Here is a 16,110-nt window from a genome sequence, read left to right as displayed (position 1 = left end):
CCGGAGGACACACATGGATGGCAGCCAGTACGGGCACAGCCTGATGACCGCACCCAGCCCGCGCGGCGGCTCCGGTGACCTCAGAGGGAAGGGCTTCGCGCGCTACCGCGCGCAGGACCTCGCCCTCGGTCCGGACGGGGACGGGCGGGCCGAGGAGCTGCGGCAGATCACCGACGCCTTCGCCGAGTTGCCGGTGGACCCGTACGCGCCAACGACCAACCGCTTCCGCAGGTACTCCCACGCCGTGTACCTGCCCTGGACGGCGGAGCTGTCCTGGATCCCGGGCGTGCCCGACGCCGCGCACGGCTCGGTCACCGAGTACGACCAGCACGGCTACAACCCCGAGTACGCCCATATGCGGCGCCGCTTCCCGGAGGTCCCGGCCGCGCTCCGCGTCAACCCGCTGCTGCTTCACCTCATCCGGTTCGACATCCAGCAGGCGCTGTGGCTGGACGAGCTGGGCAGGAGCCCCCTGTACGCCGGAGTCCACATGATCAAGCTCGCCGCGCGCGACCGGGACGAGATCGCGGTGTCCTCCCCGAACTGCCTTCACCAGGACGGCGGACGCGCGACGTTCACCTTCGCGCACCTGATCAGATGCGCCAACGTCCGCGGCGGCGAGAACGTCATCGCCTCCCCGGACGGCCTCGACCGGCAGCCCGAGGACCTGCCGCCCGCCGAGATCCACGCGCGCTTCACCCTGGTGGACCCGCTGGAAACCTACGCGGTCCACGACCCGCGGGTCACCCACTACGTCGCCCCGGTGCGGCTCGGGGACGGCCCCGGGCCCGGCGAGCGCTGCATCCTCATCGTCGGCGTGGCGCCGTTCGCGCCGATGCTGTGAACGCCCGCCTCCGCCGGCAGCAAGCATCCGGCACGGGGTCTGAGGACACGCTGTCTGAGGTGTCTGCGGTGTCATATTTCAGGCCGACGTGGCCGTGGGGGGTGTACCGGCCACAGGGCGACTCCCACCTGCTGCGGGAGGCGCTGACGAAGGCGACCGTGCCCAGCGGAGCCCGGGTACTGGACGTGTGCACCGGCACCGGCCTGATCGCCGTGACGGCAGCGCGCCTCGGCGCCTCCCGGGTGTGGGCCGTCGACACCTCGTATCCGGCCGTGCTGACCGCGCGCTGCAACGCACGCCTGCGCCGCCTCCCCATCCGCGTCGAGCACGGCGACTTCCGCGCCTGCGCGGTGGGCCGGCGGTTCGACGTGGTGACGGCCAACCCGCCGTACGTTCCCTGCCCCGATGGCGGCGCCGCCGGAACGGGGCGGGCGCGCGCCTGGAACGGCGGGCCGGACGGACGGCTGTATGTGGACCGGTTGTGCACCATGGCACCGCGGCTGCTGAGCGTGGGCGGCACGATGCTGCTGGTGCACTCCGCCCTGTGCGGACCGGATCTGACGCTGCACATGCTGGGCGAGGCAGGGCTGAAGGCATCGGTCGTGGCCCGGCGCCGGCAGCCGTTCGGGCCTGTCCTCAGCGCGCGGGCCGCGTGGCTGGAGGCACAAGGGCTGATCGCTCCCGGACAGCGGGAGGAGGAGCTGGTGGTGGTCCGCGCCGACCAGCCGGGATGAGAAGGGGTGGTTGTTCCGTGGCGAACTCCTGCGGGCCGGAGGCCGGGCCGCGTTGCCCGCGGTGTGCGGCGCAGGACGGGCAGCCGCCCCCGGAGGCGGGGTCCGGCCCGGCAGCGCCCCGCTCGCCCGAGCCGCGGCGCGTGGTCATCGACCCGGACGGGCCGATCCTCATCGAGGGGCCCGTCGAGGTCGTGCTCGCCGACGGCCGGACCGTCAGCTCCGACCGCTTCATGATCGCGCTGTGCGCCTGCCGCCGCAGCGGTACCTACCCGTGGTGCGACTCCAGCCACCGCCGTCGCCCGCCGGCGGGCTCACCCCGGCAGGGGCCGCCGCAGTGAGGAGCGGCCGGCTTCCCAGGCGCGCGTCAGGTGGTCGCTGAGCCGGTTCCCCAGCACCTCGGCCACCTGAATGCCCAGGACGACGTCCCCGGCCAACTCCGGTTCGTCATCGAGCAGCCCGCCGACAACATCGCGCCGCATGACCTGCTCGTGCACGGCGTCGGCCTCGACGTGCTCGCGGTAGAAATGCACACAGGCGTCATCCGCGCCCATCCGCTGCAGTGCCTGGACCATGAGCCCGGCGCTGGAAGCGGTTGTGATCTCGCCCGCGGAAAAGTGCCCGACGAGGGCGCCGCGCAACGCGCGGTGCAGCCCGAACAGCGACATCGCGTTGACGATCGCCAAGGACGGCGCGGGCACGTGGTCGAGATAGTGCAGATAGCGGGGATCGAGACCGGCTCCGGCGAGCAGGTCGGCGTAGAGCTGGGCGTGCAGGCGCTCCGCGCGGCCGCCACCGTACTCGTCGTACTCGACGGCGACCAGCGCCGCCTTGGCCCGCCCCCGCAGCCGCGGGACCACCCACATCTGCGGGTCGGCCTCCTTGAGCTGGTAGATGGAGCGGTGTACGAACGACTCGCGCATCTGCCACCACTCGCCGTGCTCGCACAGATGGCGGGAGAGCCCCGCGCCGCCTACCGGTTCCACCAGCAGGGCGTCCAGCTCCCCGGCGACGTCGTCGCCGCCCGCGGTCGCCGCGCGCAGCCCGGCCAGGAAGACCTGCTCCATCCGGCCGCGCAGCCCGAGCAGCTCGGCGTCCCACTCCCAGACGGCATCGACGCTGGAGAAACCCTGGTAGTGCAACTCGTAGCAAACGTGCAGTGCGAGTTGCAGATCATCGCCGAACGCCGCGCGGTCGTCGACCCACAGGCGGCGAAGAGCCGCGGGCCCGGGAGGGGGTGCGCGCAGGGCATCGAGCACGACCGCCGACAGTGGTCCCCGAGGCTGCGGGAGCGTCGCCTCCGTCCGGCCCTGGAGGGGGGCGTGCGTGTGCGGTGCCGTGACGCTCTCGGGCACGGTGGCTCTCCTCGGTGGTGGGGAACATCAGCGCGGTCGCGTCCGGGCGCGCTGTAGCCAGAGTCTCGTCACTCCCGACCGTACGGCAGCGGGTGGGCGTCCGCACCCGCGAGCAACTCCACGCGGCCGGCGGGCATCCGGCGGCGTCGCCGGGCGGGCAAACCCGGACGGTTCCCGCACGACAGCGGGCTCGGCCTGGTCCAACGAGGTCAGCCGCGACAGTTGCGGGCACCGTCGGACAGGCCCACGGCGACACCGGCGTCGAAGGCTGACCGGCAGGCCGGTTATCGGCAGCTGTGCCGCACCAACACCGGGGCGCGCCTGTCCTGACCAGCCTGTGAGGGTATGGCCTGCGCAGAGCGGGCGCCTCTGCACAGTCCGCTCAGGCAGTGCGCCACCGAGGTGGCGCCGAGCGCCTGACTCGGCAGCGTCCGTTTTCGGGCTGGAGTGCGAGGCCTCATACCAGAGCGGGACGAATGGCGGGCAAGTTTGTCAACTGCCTGTCGCATGTGACTGCTCGGCGACTACCGTGTGTGGTCGGTGATCAACGGTGGGCTCATGCTGCGTACATGCGCCGGGCCCTCCGCTGCGCCGAAGCCGACCGCCAGCCGTACGCCGATTCCTGGGGCCCCACGTGCCAAGGACGCTGATGTCTCCACTACGCGCACTCACCGTGCGGTCCGATCGCCGTGAGGGTGGGCGGCACGGCCGGCCAGGCTCCCGCCCTCTGTCGTCAGCGCGGAGACCGCCACGAACCGCGTCGTCGCGAACGGCGCCGCGCACCGCTTCGTCGCAGACCGTGTCGTCGCGCACCGTGACGCCGGCGGACATCCGTATACGCCCGCAACTCCTGCGCACCGCGGTCCTCCCGACGCTTGTGACCGCGCTCAGCGGCGCCATCGCCGTGGTCTTCGCGATCCACTCCGCCGCGCCCCGGCCGTCCTCCGGCCTGTGGGCCGTGATGACCGCCTCCGCCGTGCTCGCCATAGCTTCCGTGGCGGCGGCGGCGATGGGCGCGGACCGCCTGGCCTCGTCCGTACACGACCGCTGTACGGCCCTGCGCCGGTCCACCGTGCGCGGGCAGGCCGACCTGCGTGCCGTCGTCGAGCAGCTCAGGCGGGGCGGCGGCCTGCCCGCCCGCCCCGCGTCGGCCCCCGTACCCCCGGACGGAGACGAATTCGATTTGCTGGCACAGGAGTTGAGCCGCTCCCACGAGACCGCCGTGGTCGCCGTGGTGCAGGCGTCCCGGCTCTCCAGCAGCGTCGGCAATGAACAGAAGGTCGAGGTTTTCGTCAATCTGGCCCGGCGGCTCCAGTCGCTGGTCCACCGCGAGATCCAGCTCCTGGACGAGCTGGAGAACGGCGTCGAGGACCCCGATCTGCTCAAGGGCCTCTTCAACGTCGACCACCTCGCCACCCGTATCCGCAGGCACGCCGAGAACCTCGCGGTCCTCGGCGGCGCCGTCTCACGGCGTCAGTGGTCCAAGCCCGTCATCATGACCGAGGTGCTCCGGTCGGCGATCGCCGAGGTGGAGCAGTACCCGAGGGTCAAACTGGTGCCGCCGATCGACGGCACGCTGCAGGGCCACGCCGTCGCCGATGTGATCCACCTGCTGGCCGAACTGGTGGAGAACGCCACGCTGTTCTCCGCCCCGCACACCCAAGTGCTGCTGCGCGCCCAGCACGTCACGGCCGGACTGGCCGTCGAGGTCGATGACCGCGGCCTCGGCATGCCGGTCGGCGAGCAGGACAGAATGAACGCCTTGCTCGCCGACCCCGACCAGGTGAACGTCGCCCAGCTGCTCCAGGACGGCCGGATCGGTCTGTTCGTCGTGGCCGCGCTCGCCCGCAGGCACGGCATCGCGGTGCGGCTCCAGCCCAATATCTACGGCGGCGTCCAGGCCGTCCTCGTACTGCCGCAAAGGCTGCTCGGCGCCGAGCCGGACGCGGAGACGCCGGGCCCCGCCGTCTCCTCCTCCGCCGCCCGGCCGGTCCACGTCTCACCCGGTTCAGTCGGCTCGCCCGGCGCGGGCCCCCTCCCCGTACGCGGCGAACAGCGCGACCGTCCCAACCCGGCCGCAGCCGTCCCCGGCGTCAACCACTCCGCGCCGTCCGCGACCGGGCCATCACCGGGCGGAGTCGTGCGCGGCACCATGGGCCGCCCCCAACTGCCCAGGCGGCGCAGCCAGGAACACCTCGTCCCCCAGCTCAGGGCCGCCCCGCCGCCCCGCAACGACGATGACGACCACCCCCTCCACGACCCGGGCCTCATGGCCGCCTTCCAGCGCGGTATCGGCCTCGCCGAGTCCCAGCCGGTCCGGGATCCCGCACCCGCAAGCCCCGCGCCCGAGAACGCCGCCCCCCAACGCCACGACAACCAAACCCCCAAGGAGTAGATGCGCCATGGTGAGCGAAGTGCCGAACGGCCACGCCTCGGACCTCGACTGGCTGCTCAGCGGCTTGGTCCAGCGCGTGCCCTACACCCAGAGTGCGGTACTGCTCTCCTCCGACGGGCTGGTGAAATCCGTACACGGCCTGGACCCCGACAGCGCCGACCACATGGCGGCGCTCGCCTCCGGCCTCTACTCCCTGGGCCGCAGCGCCGGAGCGCGGTTCGGTGACGGTGGCGAGGTGCGCCAGGTCGTGGTGGAACTCGACTCCAACCTGCTGTTCGTCTCCACCGCGGGCTCCGGCACCTGCCTCGCCGTGCTCGCCGGGCGCGAGGCGGACGCCGCTGTCCTCGGCTACGAGATGGCGATGCTGGTCAAGAGCGTACGGCCGTATCTGGCGACCCCGGCCAGACACCCGGCGGGAGCGCCGAGCATCGCGAGGCGATAGTGGTGCCGGTCCCCCATGACGGGCCGTTGCTGGACGAAGCGGCCGGCCGGCTCGTCCGCCCGTACACGGTGAGTGGGGGCCGCACCCATTCCACGGCCGCGCTGGATCTGCTCTCCCTGGTGCTGGCCACGGGGACACGGCCTCGGTCGACGCTCGGCCCCGAGCACTCCCAGACGCTCGGGTTGTGCGCCGCGCCGATCTCGGTCGCCGAGATCGCGGCGCACCTCAAGCTTCCCGTGGCCGTTGCCAAAGTGCTGATCTCCGACCTCGTGGACTGCGGTGCGGTCACCGCGCACCCGCCTCGCCGCCCCGACACATCCACCGATCGTTCCCTGCTGGAGGCAGTGCTCGATGGCTTACGACGACGACTCTGACCCCGTCGAACTGTTCCCGACGGCCCTGAAGATCCTGGTCGCGGGTGGCTTCGGGGTGGGCAAGACGACCTTCGTCGGAGCGGTCAGCGAGATCGAACCGCTCAGTACCGAAGAGCTGTTGACCCAGGCCGGGGTGGCGACCGACAACCTGGACGGCATCGAGTCGAAGTCGACCACGACGGTCGCCATGGACTTCGGCCGGATCACCCTGGACGAGAACCATGTGCTCTATCTCTTCGGCACGCCCGGCCAGCAGCGGTTCTGGTTCATGTGGGACGAGCTCGCCGCGGGCGCGCTCGGCGCGGTCGTCCTGGCCGACACGCGCAGGCTGGAGGACTCGTTCTCCGCCGTGGACTTCTTCGAGCGGCGCTCCATCGGATTCATCGTCGCCGTCAATGAGTTCGACGGCTCCTACCGCTACGAACCCGAAGAGGTACGGGCCGCGATCGGCCTCAAGCCGGAGGTGCCGGTCGTGCTGTGCGACGCGCGGATCTCCAGCTCGGGGATCGGGACGCTGATGACGCTCGTTCAGCACCTGCTCACCACCGCTGAGGTGCCGGACGAGGACTGAGCCCGGGGAGGCGGAGGCGGCGGCGCCACGCAGGCGCGCAGGACCACCTCCCCACCGCTGACCGCCATGAGGTCCTGCCCCATGGCGGTCAGCGGCGGGGAGAGTTCCCGTATCGGTCACCGCGAAGACGCAGGCGGGACGGGTGGACTGAGTGAAGCCGACGGTCCGGGCCGTCCGTGCCGTCCGGGCGAGCAGTTCGCGGGCCGCCCCGTACGCAGGATGGCGCGGGAGCGCTGGGCGCGCAGGGTCGAGTGGGCCCGTGCCGCACGTTCACTCACTGCATCCCCCGAAACTTCGGGCCGGCCTATTGACCCTGCGTACAGGTAGTCAATAGCGTGGCGACACCTCGTCAGAAAGCGCTTTCTGGAACCGTTTTCACACCGCAGTCCCCACGCACTGCCCACCCGTCCCAACTCAGTCCCAGACGGCTCTTCTTGACCGGTCCGGAGCCCAGAGGAGTTGACCGTGAGCCAGAGCATCACCAAGGCAACGCCCGCGAAAGTGGCGGGTGTCGCCCAGCGGAGCAAGCCAGGCGCGCGGGAGCGGGCCATCCGTGCCGCCGACCAGAGCTGGCGGCCCGTAGCGCTGCTGCTGGCCTGCTTCGGTGTGTGGTGGGTCATCGCCGCCGCCGAACTGGTCGAGCCCTATCTCGTCCCCTCGCCCGGCGCGACGTTCGACGTCCTGACCGGCAAGACCGCCTACCTCTGGGAGCACACCTGGGTCACCACGTACGAGACACTGCTCGGCTTTGTGATCGCCGTCGGTATCGGCGTACTCGCCGCGGTGGTCATGGTCTACTCGTCGACCGTCGAGCGAACCCTCTACCCGATCCTGCTCTTTGCCCAGGTCGTGCCCAAGATCGCGATCGCGCCGCTGTTCGTCGTCTGGCTCGGCTTCGGCATCACGCCGAAAATCCTCATCGCCGTGCTCATTGCCTTCTTCCCCGTCGTCATCTCGATGGTGACCGGGCTCAAGGCGGTCGACCCGGAAATGCTCCAACTGTCCGCCACCATGGGCGCGAGCCCCTGGCAGACCTTCGTCAAAATCCGCTTCCCGGCGTCGCTGCCGCATCTCTTCTCGGGTCTCAAGGTGGCCGTTACGCTCGCGGTGACCGGTGCCGTCGTCGGCGAGTTCGTCGGCGCGAACGAGGGACTGGGGTACGTGATCCTCCAGGCCAACGGAAACCTCGACACGCCGATGCTCTTCGCGGGGCTGCTCGTGATGTCGCTCATCGGCGTCATCCTCTTCGTTCTCGTGGAGATCGCCGAGAAGCTCCTGCTCCCGTGGCACGCCAGCCGCCGCGACGCGAGTGTCACCACCGCGTACTGACTCGCAGCTCCTGCGGCCCCCTGCCCTACGACCGGCCCCTTAGATAGGACCAGCCATGACTGCCCGCAGAATTGCCATCGGCCTCGTTCCGCTGCTCCTGGTCGCCACGGCCTGTGGTGAGGACGGCTCCGACAAGACGACGAGCGAGTCCGGCAAGAAGCTCGACAAGGTGACGCTGACGCTGAACTGGTACCCGTACGGAGAACACGCGCCGTTCTACTACGGCAAGCAGCAGAAGATCTTTGAGAAGCACGGCATCGATCTCACCATCCAGGCGGGCCAGGGCTCCCAGAAGACGGTCCAGGCAACGGGCGCCGGACAGACCGATTTCGGCTGGGCTGACACCCCCGCCCTGCTCTCCGGCGTCGACGCGGGCGTAAAGGTGAAGAGCCTTGGGGTCTTTCTGCAGACCACGCCCTCCTCCGTGCAGTTCTTCGAGTCGAAGGGCATCAAGACGCCCGCCGACCTCAAGGACAAGACCATCGCGGGAACCGCGGGTGACGCACTCTCCAAGACCTTCCCGATCTTCCTGAAGAAGAACAACCTCAAGGAGTCGGACGTCAAGGTCCAGAACACCGACCCGGCGGGCAAGATCGCCGCGGTGATCTCCGGAAAGACGGACGGACTGCTCGGTTACGCCAGCGACCAGGGCCCGACCATGCAGAACAAGGCCAAGAAGGACGTCGGCTACCTGCGCTTCTCGGAGAACGGCCTCAACTTCTACTCCAACGGCCTCATCGCGGGCCAGAAGACCCTGACAGGCAAGGCCGATGTCGCCAAGCGGATGGTGCGGGCCGTCAGCGAGTCCTTCGCCGCCGCGGAGAAGGCACCGGACCCGGCCGTCGCGGCGATGGAGGGCGCGAGTGAGCAGCTGCCGCCCAAGGAGGTCCTCGCCGAGCAGTTCAAGACGACGCTGACCCTGCTGCACACCGACGCGACCAAGGGCAAGGCACCGGGAGTCAACGCCGAGGCCGACTGGCAGCAGACCATCGACGTCTTCGCCGAGGCGGGTCTCGTCAAGAGCCCCAAGGCACCCGCGGACTACATGGACAGCGCCGGCGCGCTGAAGGGATGACGATGGCAAGGGACACAACGGTGCGGGAGCCGCTGGAAATGAACAAGGACAGCGAGGCAGCCACGGCCAGGGCGACGCCGGCGGTCGGCATCGAGGACGTCGCCGTCCGCTTCCGTACGAAGAACCGGGACGTCACCGCGCTCAGCGACGTCTCCCTCGATGTCGCGGCGGGGGAGTTCGTCGCCATCGTCGGCCCATCGGGCTGCGGCAAGTCGACGCTGCTCAAGCTGGTCGCCGGGCTGCTGAAGGCGTCAGCGGGCGAAGTCCTGCTGAACGGCGAGCGGGTGCGGGGCGCGCGCCCCGACATCGGATACGTATTCCAGCGCGCGGCCCTGCTGGAGTGGCGCTCCGCGCGGCGCAACATCCTGCTGCAGGCCGAAATGCGCAAGATGCCGGGAGACGCGGCCCGTAGGCGCGCGGACGAACTGATCGAGATGACCGGTCTCAGCGGTTTCGAGGACGCCTATCCGCACGAGCTGTCCGGCGGTATGCAGCAGCGGGTGGCGCTGTGCCGGGCGCTGCTGCACGAGCCGCCGGTGCTGCTGATGGACGAGCCGTTCGGCGCGCTGGACGCGCTGACCCGCGAACAGATGAACATGGAGCTCAACCGCATCTGGCGGGAGACCGGCACCACCGTGCTGCTGGTCACCCACTCCATCTCGGAGGCGTGTTACCTCGCCGACCGGGTGGTGGTGATGAGCCCGCGGCCCGGCACCATCACCGAGATCATCGAGGTGGGGCTGCCCGCCGAGCGCAACTACATCGAGACGATGGGACGGCCGGAGTTCCGCGAGGCCACCAGCCATATCCGGCGCCTGCTCGGCGCGGCGTCCGCGCAGGAGTGAGCACAGGGACCGATCCCATCAATGAGCCCCCGTACCACCCCCGGCGGAGGGTGGTACGGGGCCGGAAAGCGTTTTCCCTGATGCGTCACACCGCGTAGGCGCACGCTTGACAGGGGGCGATGGGTCGGAAGTGCCTCTGTGGCGGCGCATCCTGGGTGTGCGCGGTGCCCAGGCCGCTGAACGCGAGGCGCGGTGGCGGACCGCCGGGCGAGTGTCAGTGCCGCGTCATACGGTCTTTGCATGGCCACTGCCGACGACGTACGCAGACTCGCACTTTCGCTCCCCGGGGCGATGGAGAAGCTCTCCTGGGGGCATGCCCACCTTCCGTCTGGAGAGCGGCGGGAGGATCTTCGCTTCGCTCGATGACGACGACAAGGTGATGGGGGTGAAGTGCCCCAAGGAGGACCGGGAGGAGCTGATCCTCTCCGAGCCCGGGAAATTCTTCCTACGGGACGGGCACGACGACAACTACGCCTGGCTGCGAGTGCGCCTGGCGGCGCTGGAGGACGAAGAGGAGCTGTCCGCGATCCTGCTGGACTCCTGGCGCCAGGCCGCGCCGCGCAAGCTGCTCGACGCGCACCCCGAGTTGGGGCAGATGCGGACAGGCTGACCGGATCGGTGGTCCCCTGGCCAGGGGCGGGGCGCGAAAGAGGTTCGTGACCACCGGTCGAAGTGCGGTATTCTTCTGATGCACGTTCGGCCGGGCAAAACCGCAGGTCCAACGGGCATCGGGACGTGGCGCAGCTTGGTAGCGCACTTGACTGGGGGTCAAGGGGTCGCAGGTTCAAATCCTGTCGTCCCGACAGCGTGTTTCTGCGTTGTCGCAGGTGAGGGGCCATCTTTGGATGGCCCCTTTTGCGTGTCCGGGCGCGGTGTGGGAGCGCTCTTCCGCTCCCCGTGCTCCCATCGCTCCCAAGCGCCGCGATCGCGGTCAATCGGTGGTTGACCACGGGTCGCCCAATCGGGTCGAGCTGCGGCTGCTCCCACGGGCTGGGGCCTGGTGCTCCCCGTTTTTCTGGTCAAGGGGTCGGGGTGCTCCCATCGGTTCATGTGGGGTCGTGCGGACGGCCCCCTCTTGGGGTCCAGTAAATGTCCCCTTGACTGCGAGGGATCCCGGTCCGGGTGGACGACGCATCGAGGTCTTGAACGCTCCCGGAGAAGTCTGTGCAGGTCAGCGGGGCGGCGTCGGCGTGTGACCCGATCCTGGTGTCCACATGACTGAGGGCAAGGAGCGGTACAGGGCCGTTGCGCGCAGTAGGCGGCCTGCTGGGATGGGGGAGACCAGAGGTTGTGGCCTCGACTGTGGCTGGCAGGCGGGAGGTCGACTCCGGAACGTACGTAGACGCTACTTGTGGCCGGCGCTGACGTGGTCATTCGCGCCTCGGCGGGGGTGGCCGGGGGGAGTGGCCGGCGCTTCGTGTTCCCCACGTACAGGGTGATCGCGCACGGCACTGTGTCGGAACGACCCGCGCAGGTTCTTGTCCCTGTATCCAGATCTGGGAACAAGGGATGGCGCAGGCAGTAGCAGTTATCCGGCTGACGCGGCAGACGGCACTGGCCGCAGGTTCGAGTCCCCAAGTCGGCACAAGGCGAAAACAGAAGTCCTCATCGAAGCGCCGACGGTCAACCTTCTCGCGGAGCACGCGAAGGTTTCGACGGACTGATACCGCGCGTCGGTGGAGCTGACGGAAGACGAGTCCTACGCAACAGGCGATCGGTCCCGCCGCTCTGGGAACGGGGCAGCGGGATGGTGCGCACCGCAGCGGCTTGGCCGCAGGTTCGAGTCCTGGGCAGGAGCCATAAAACATGGCTGGTCGTGCCCATGGTGCTGACCTGCGGATTTATGCCACGGTGATGGTGGAGGGCGGACGCGGCTGGTGCCGATCGCCCCGGGGAGCCAGTGATTGGGCCCAGCCACTAAGGCTTGTCCCGTAACTACTGGTCGCGGGTGAGATGATCTTGCTGTGGCTGGTGTGATCACGGCGTCGGAGCCGTCTTGGATAGCCCCGTTCACGGGGCTGAGCCCGTGTTCCTTCGGCAAGTTGGTGACCGCGCTGCGGCGTGAAGGTGCAGATCCGGTCCGTAAGGGGCGCCCGTGGGGCCTTCCGTTGGAGGATCGAGTTCTGCTCGTGGCGGCTTACTGGCGGACAAACTTGACGATGCGCCAGCTCGCCCGGCTGTTCGGTGTCTCGAAGTCTGCGGCCGACCGCATCATCGACCACCTCGGCCCGCTCCTCGCCCTCCAACCCCGCAAGCGATTCCGCAAGGACACGGTGCTCATCGTGGACGGCACCCTGGCGCCCACCCGTGACCACACGGTTGCCGAGCAGTCCAAAAACTACCGGTACTCCACCAACCACCAGGTCGTCATCGACGCCGACACCCGCCTCGTCGTGGTCGTCGGCAGACCCCTGCCCGGCAACCGCAACGACTGCAAGGCATGGGAGGAATCCGGTGCGAAAGCCGCCGTCGGCAACACCATGACCATCGCCGACGGCGGTTATCCCGGCACCGGACTCCTCATGCCCCACCGCCGCCGCAAAGGCGAAGAGCTGGCCGACTGGAAGCAGGCCCACAACAAGTCCCACAAGCAGGTCCGCGCCCGCGTCGAGCACGTCTTCGCCCGCATGAAGACCTGGAAGATCCTCCGCGACTGCCGCCTCAAAGGCGACGGCGTCCACCACGCCATGCTCGGCATCGCCCGCCTGCACAACCTCAACCTCGCCGGATAGGAGAGCGGCCGGACTGACCACCGACCACGTCCGCACCCAGTCAGAGACCATTTACGGGACAAGCCTCAGGCGGACCGGGCGGCCGTAGCGGCGTCCCCATTCCTCGTCGACCAGGCCGACAAGCAGGTGTCCGGCTGTGCGGGCTACTTCTTCGAGCGCGGCACGGACCGCCTCGGTGACCAGTTCCAGCCGGGTCAGGTCGCGCACCGCGGCCACGACATGGGTGGAGTCGGTACGCTGCGTAGTGCGCTCGCTTACCAGCCCTGCCTCTTTCAGGCGGGCGAGTGCCAGGTCGAGGAGGCGGTCGGCCCGGCCGTCTTCGGTGAGGTGCTCGCGGAAGTCGGCGAGCACGCTGTGGTGGAAGCCGGGGTCTTCCAGATCCATGGCGTGAAGTCGGCCCGGAGCGCGGTCCCGGCCTTTCGGCCGGGCCGTTTCTCCGGGCCGCTTCCCGCACCCGCCGTGCGCCTCTCAACGCAACGGGCGCTCCACAAGCCCCGGTGATTTCTTGAGGGTTGTCCTCATCCCGTGATCGGCCATGGGGAGGGAATGACTGATCCGCGGGTAGTGATAGCGCGTGGTGTGCACTTTCGCCGGGCTGAACAGTTCCCGTTCCTCGCTGGCCGGCCACCAGCCGCCGCCGCAGAAGCGACGGCGCAGGTCCTTCCAGTTCATCCGGGGGTGCTTGCGCCGAAGCCACCAGATCACCCGGCCCCAGACGTATGAGCTCAGGTATTGGAAGACGGCGCTCGACACTCCCGGCCGGAAGTAGGCGCACCAGCCCCGCAGCATCCGGTTGAGACAGATGAGCAGGGTGTCGAACGGCACGTCCGTGCCTGTTCTGCGGCACCGCGTCTTGACCTTGGCCATCACGGCCGCGAGGGCCTTTCGGGCGGGGTAGGTGTAGACGTAGTGCTTGTTGGCGCCTCGCTTGCGATGGCGCTGGATGCGCCAGCCAAGGAAATCGAGGCCCTCGTCGATATGGGTGACCAGCGTCTTCTCCGGCGACAGACGCAAGCCCATCGTGGAGAGGACCTGGGCGGCCTCTTCCTTGAGTAACTCCGCGTCGGCCTTGGTGCCCGACACGACCAGGCACCAGTCGTCCGCGTAACGGATCAGCCGGTAGTTCGGCAGCCCGCGACGGCGGCGCTTCTGGCGGTCGTTGAAGGTGCTCGCCGGACCTCCCGGGCCCTGGGCGATGTGTTCGTCCAGGACAGAGAGGGCCACGTTGCTGAGCAAGCGTGTCCATTCGCTGCCCGCGTCTTCCTCTTGGATCGGCAATGTTCGCCACATCGGCCGTGCCCGATGTGCGGCTGCCGCGCCTCACAGACCGGCATGTCGTGGCCGTGAAGCCCTCTCGCTCGACAGCCCACGCGTCTCCGAGCGCCGACGCGGGGGTGAGTCTGAATCAAATTCAGACTCCCGGTGTATCTCACGGGTTCTCGCTCGATGCGCAAGGCAGGCCGAGTCGAGCCATGGGAGCGCACCCGCCACCCTCGGCCTGCGGGGATCCATCAACGGCGCTCAGGGAAAGCAGTTTCCCCAGGTCATGGGTTTTCGTAGGGTCAGAAAAAGGGATGCACGACTCTTGACGTTCGGTAGGCCGAACGGATCTCATAAAGCCCCTGTTTGGTCTCGTTCGCTTCTGATCGTCTTTATGCCCTTGGTCTGCAACCCATGGGCTCGCTGCTCTGCCCCAGGAGTCGCCATGCAGCTTTCTTCCTCCGGCTTTTCCTCTCCCGGCCCCGACCGCCGCACACTGTTGCGGGGGCGGGGCGGTTGGGCTCGGCGCGGGTATCCCCTGCTGAGCGCCTACGGCGGCAGCGGCACGGCGAGTGACCGGAAGTCCGTCGCCCTCGACTCCATACACGAGCATCCTGCGCAATGTCGATGGCAACGGCTGCCTCGACGTTCCCGAGTTCGGCCACGACAACGTCCCGGTCCAGGTCTATGACCTGTGCTGGGGCGGCGACAACCAGAAGTGGAAGTCCAGCTAGCGGAAATCCCCGCGGCGGCGTACCGCCGCTTCCCTGTCGGGCTCCAAGCGCGACGCGAAGACCGCGCAGCGGTTCTTGGCGGCCGACAACTCGCACCGGGCCACCCGCGAACGCGACACCGACTGCCGCGCGCCGATGCACCACCGCTTCGAAAGCCCGCGAACCTCGGCCGCCCCGCGTCGGCCCCCTTCGTCACGCAAAGACTCAAGGAAGAGGCTCTCATTTGCGATTCTCCAGATCTCTCGCAGTCCCGGTCGGCCTGAGCCTTGCGGCCTGGACCCTGACCGGGACCGCCGCTACGGCCCATGCGGCCTCGGAGGCCCTGCCTCCGGCACCGTCTACACCCTGACGAACGCACGAGCGGCATGCTGATGGACGTCAAATACGGCTCGACCGCCCCCGGCGTACCCGTCGTCCAGTGGCCCTCGCACAACGGGGCCAACCAGCAATGGCTGCTGACCCGGACCGGCTCCGGCGCCTTCACCATCAGGAGCGCCAACAGCGGCCTGTGTCTGGACACTCCCGCCCCGCAGAGCTCCACTCGGCAGCTGGTCCAGAACCCCTGCGACGGCTCCGGCAACCAGCAATGGAAGAATCCAGACCGCCGGCGACGCCTACAACCTTGTCAACGCCGCCAACGGCCTGGTCGCCGCCAACAAGCAGTCGTTGGATGAAGACGAAAACGAGATGATCCAGTGGCAGTCCAATGGAGGCGACAACCAGCGCTGGACCCTCACCCCGGTCTCCGTCCCGCTCACCCGGGTCGGCACCGATACCGCCGGCCTGATGTCCAACGGAGAATCCTTCACCAACCAGAGCATCCGCATGGTCGCACACACCACCGTCGCAGGATCCAAGCTCCGCGTCCGGCTGAGCAACCGCTACGGCACCGGACCGCTGACCATCGACGCGGTCGACCTCGCTAAGGAAGGCAGCACTCCCGGCACCGCCGTCCCCGGCACCCATCGCACCGTCCTCTTCAACAAGAGCGCCTCCGTCACCATCCCCGCCGGGCAGGCCGTCGCCAGCGACCCGATCCCGATGGACGTGGCCGCGGACACAAACCAGCTCGTGAGCCTCCACCTGTCGGGCACGTTTCCCGGCACCACTTGGCACCAAGAGGCCCAGGAGCAGGCCTGGGCCGCCGCCGGCAACCATGTTCAGGCTCTTTGCATGTCTTGAGGCTGCTTGCTCGATGTGCGACACAGGCGCCTTCGCACCATGGGAGCGCACCCATCGCACCAGCCTGCGGGAATCCCACAACTGGCACCCGGGGAAAGCGTTTTCCCCAGGTCACCGGTTTCGTAGGGGCCAGAGAAAGGTGATGCGCACCTCTTGACGTTCGGTAGGTCGAACCGCTCTCATGGGGCCCACTGTTTGATCTCGTTTGCTTCTGATCGACCTTGTGCCCTCCCGTGACCGC

The 16,110-nt window shown here is 68.8% G+C and carries 17 protein-coding genes, 1 tRNA gene and 1 pseudogene; 16 read left to right on the top strand and 3 right to left on the bottom strand.

Annotated elements, in window-relative coordinates; all coding sequences use genetic code 11:
• Positions 1-13 precede the first annotated feature (13 nt).
• The 3 genes from ACIHCQ_RS19335 to ACIHCQ_RS19325 all read left to right on the top strand — a co-directional run bounded on the left by ACIHCQ_RS19335 (position 14) and on the right by ACIHCQ_RS19325 (position 1,916).
• Positions 14-844 (top strand): 2OG-Fe dioxygenase family protein, encoded by an 831-nt coding sequence (locus tag ACIHCQ_RS19335; RefSeq protein WP_399663517.1) that lies wholly within the window; start codon positions 14-16, stop codon positions 842-844.
• Between the two features lie 68 nt (positions 845-912).
• On the top strand, positions 913-1,578 hold the full coding sequence (locus ACIHCQ_RS19330; protein WP_399663514.1) for a HemK2/MTQ2 family protein methyltransferase: 666 nt from the start codon (positions 913-915) through the stop codon (positions 1,576-1,578).
• A gap of 17 nt (positions 1,579-1,595) precedes the next feature.
• Positions 1,596-1,916 (top strand): CDGSH iron-sulfur domain-containing protein, encoded by a 321-nt coding sequence (locus ACIHCQ_RS19325; protein ID WP_399663512.1) that lies wholly within the window; start codon positions 1,596-1,598, stop codon positions 1,914-1,916.
• Here the strand turns inward: ACIHCQ_RS19325 and ACIHCQ_RS19320 are convergent.
• A complete protein-coding gene (locus ACIHCQ_RS19320; RefSeq protein WP_399663509.1) occupies positions 1,890-2,930 on the bottom strand; it encodes an iron-containing redox enzyme family protein in 1,041 nt (346 codons plus the stop codon). The genes ACIHCQ_RS19325 and ACIHCQ_RS19320 overlap by 27 nt on opposite strands.
• A 649-nt stretch (positions 2,931-3,579) precedes the next feature.
• Here ACIHCQ_RS19320 and ACIHCQ_RS19315 point away from each other — a divergent pair.
• From ACIHCQ_RS19315 to ACIHCQ_RS19270, 10 genes and pseudogenes are all read left to right on the top strand, one after another.
• Positions 3,580-5,325 (top strand): sensor histidine kinase, encoded by a 1,746-nt coding sequence (locus ACIHCQ_RS19315; protein WP_399663506.1) that lies wholly within the window; start codon positions 3,580-3,582, stop codon positions 5,323-5,325.
• A gap of 7 nt (positions 5,326-5,332) precedes the next feature.
• Positions 5,333-5,767 carry a roadblock/LC7 domain-containing protein gene (locus ACIHCQ_RS19310; protein WP_399663504.1) on the top strand — a complete coding sequence of 145 codons (435 nt, stop codon included), beginning with the start codon at positions 5,333-5,335 and terminating at the stop codon, positions 5,765-5,767.
• 2 nt (positions 5,768-5,769) lie between these two features.
• Complete coding sequence (locus tag ACIHCQ_RS19305) at positions 5,770-6,141, top strand: DUF742 domain-containing protein (protein WP_399663501.1); 372 nt, start codon at positions 5,770-5,772, stop codon at positions 6,139-6,141.
• Positions 6,119-6,712 (top strand): GTP-binding protein, encoded by a 594-nt coding sequence (locus ACIHCQ_RS19300; protein ID WP_399663498.1) that lies wholly within the window; start codon positions 6,119-6,121, stop codon positions 6,710-6,712. The genes ACIHCQ_RS19305 and ACIHCQ_RS19300 overlap by 23 nt, the downstream gene beginning before the upstream one ends.
• A gap of 459 nt (positions 6,713-7,171) precedes the next feature.
• Complete coding sequence (locus tag ACIHCQ_RS19295) at positions 7,172-8,041, top strand: ABC transporter permease (protein ID WP_399663495.1); 870 nt, start codon at positions 7,172-7,174, stop codon at positions 8,039-8,041.
• A gap of 55 nt (positions 8,042-8,096) precedes the next feature.
• Positions 8,097-9,116, top strand: a complete 1,020-nt coding sequence (locus ACIHCQ_RS19290; protein ID WP_399663492.1) for an ABC transporter substrate-binding protein — start codon at positions 8,097-8,099, stop codon at positions 9,114-9,116.
• Positions 9,113-9,961 (top strand): ABC transporter ATP-binding protein, encoded by an 849-nt coding sequence (locus ACIHCQ_RS19285; protein WP_399663489.1) that lies wholly within the window; start codon positions 9,113-9,115, stop codon positions 9,959-9,961. The genes ACIHCQ_RS19290 and ACIHCQ_RS19285 overlap by 4 nt, the downstream gene beginning before the upstream one ends.
• Before the next feature lie 240 nt (positions 9,962-10,201).
• Positions 10,202-10,571: pseudogene (locus ACIHCQ_RS19280) on the top strand (MmcQ/YjbR family DNA-binding protein).
• A 119-nt stretch (positions 10,572-10,690) separates the two neighbouring features.
• Positions 10,691-10,764 (top strand) — tRNA-Pro (locus ACIHCQ_RS19275).
• Positions 10,765-11,925: 1,161 nt separating this feature from the next.
• Positions 11,926-12,693 carry a transposase gene (locus ACIHCQ_RS19270; protein WP_399663487.1) on the top strand — a complete coding sequence of 256 codons (768 nt, stop codon included), beginning with the start codon at positions 11,926-11,928 and terminating at the stop codon, positions 12,691-12,693.
• Between the two features lie 51 nt (positions 12,694-12,744).
• Here ACIHCQ_RS19270 and ACIHCQ_RS19265 read toward each other — a convergent pair whose 3' ends face one another.
• Together ACIHCQ_RS19265 and ACIHCQ_RS19260 are read right to left on the bottom strand one after the other, a co-directional pair.
• Positions 12,745-13,077 carry a hypothetical protein gene (locus tag ACIHCQ_RS19265; RefSeq protein WP_399663483.1) on the bottom strand — a complete coding sequence of 111 codons (333 nt, stop codon included), beginning with the start codon at positions 13,075-13,077 and terminating at the stop codon, positions 12,745-12,747.
• Positions 13,078-13,161: 84 nt separating this feature from the next.
• Positions 13,162-13,929, bottom strand: coding sequence for a group II intron maturase-specific domain-containing protein (locus ACIHCQ_RS19260; protein WP_399663480.1), 768 nt, complete (start codon positions 13,927-13,929; stop codon positions 13,162-13,164).
• 596 nt (positions 13,930-14,525) lie between these two features.
• On the opposite strand from ACIHCQ_RS19260, the gene ACIHCQ_RS19255 reads away from it, so the two are divergent.
• The 3 genes from ACIHCQ_RS19255 (at position 14,526) to ACIHCQ_RS19245 (ending at position 15,869) form a co-directional block, all read left to right on the top strand.
• Entirely contained in the window at positions 14,526-14,687 is a 162-nt protein-coding gene (locus ACIHCQ_RS19255; RefSeq protein ID WP_399663478.1) for a hypothetical protein, read from the top strand.
• 305 nt (positions 14,688-14,992) lie between these two features.
• Positions 14,993-15,361 carry an RICIN domain-containing protein gene (locus ACIHCQ_RS19250; RefSeq protein WP_399663476.1) on the top strand — a complete coding sequence of 123 codons (369 nt, stop codon included), beginning with the start codon at positions 14,993-14,995 and terminating at the stop codon, positions 15,359-15,361.
• Complete coding sequence (locus ACIHCQ_RS19245) at positions 15,282-15,869, top strand: RICIN domain-containing protein (RefSeq protein WP_399663577.1); 588 nt, start codon at positions 15,282-15,284, stop codon at positions 15,867-15,869. The genes ACIHCQ_RS19250 and ACIHCQ_RS19245 overlap by 80 nt, the downstream gene beginning before the upstream one ends.
• Positions 15,870-16,110: the final 241 nt, after the last annotated feature.

This window comes from Streptomyces sp. NPDC052236 (genome assembly GCF_044548015.1).
Taxonomy (GTDB): Bacteria; Actinomycetota; Actinomycetes; order Streptomycetales; family Streptomycetaceae; genus Streptomyces.
Note: the sequence above shows the minus strand (reverse complement) of the source record. Positions and strands in the feature narration are given on the sequence as shown.

What these genes read in the sequence shown, in the direction of transcription:
- ACIHCQ_RS19335 (WP_399663517.1), top strand. Translation starts at nt 14, where the DNA reads ATGGATGGCAGCCAGTACGGGCACAGCCTGATGACCGCACCCAGCCCG.
- ACIHCQ_RS19315 (WP_399663506.1), top strand. Translation starts at nt 3,580, where the DNA reads ATGTCTCCACTACGCGCACTCACCGTGCGGTCCGATCGCCGTGAGGGT.
- ACIHCQ_RS19310 (WP_399663504.1), top strand. Translation starts at nt 5,333, where the DNA reads ATGGTGAGCGAAGTGCCGAACGGCCACGCCTCGGACCTCGACTGGCTG.
- ACIHCQ_RS19300 (WP_399663498.1), top strand. Translation starts at nt 6,119, where the DNA reads ATGGCTTACGACGACGACTCTGACCCCGTCGAACTGTTCCCGACGGCC.
- ACIHCQ_RS19290 (WP_399663492.1), top strand. Translation starts at nt 8,097, where the DNA reads ATGACTGCCCGCAGAATTGCCATCGGCCTCGTTCCGCTGCTCCTGGTC.
- ACIHCQ_RS19285 (WP_399663489.1), top strand. Translation starts at nt 9,113, where the DNA reads ATGACGATGGCAAGGGACACAACGGTGCGGGAGCCGCTGGAAATGAAC.
- ACIHCQ_RS19265 (WP_399663483.1), bottom strand. Translation starts at nt 13,077, where the DNA reads ATGGATCTGGAAGACCCCGGCTTCCACCACAGCGTGCTCGCCGACTTC.
- ACIHCQ_RS19250 (WP_399663476.1), top strand. Translation starts at nt 14,993, where the DNA reads ATGCGGCCTCGGAGGCCCTGCCTCCGGCACCGTCTACACCCTGACGAA.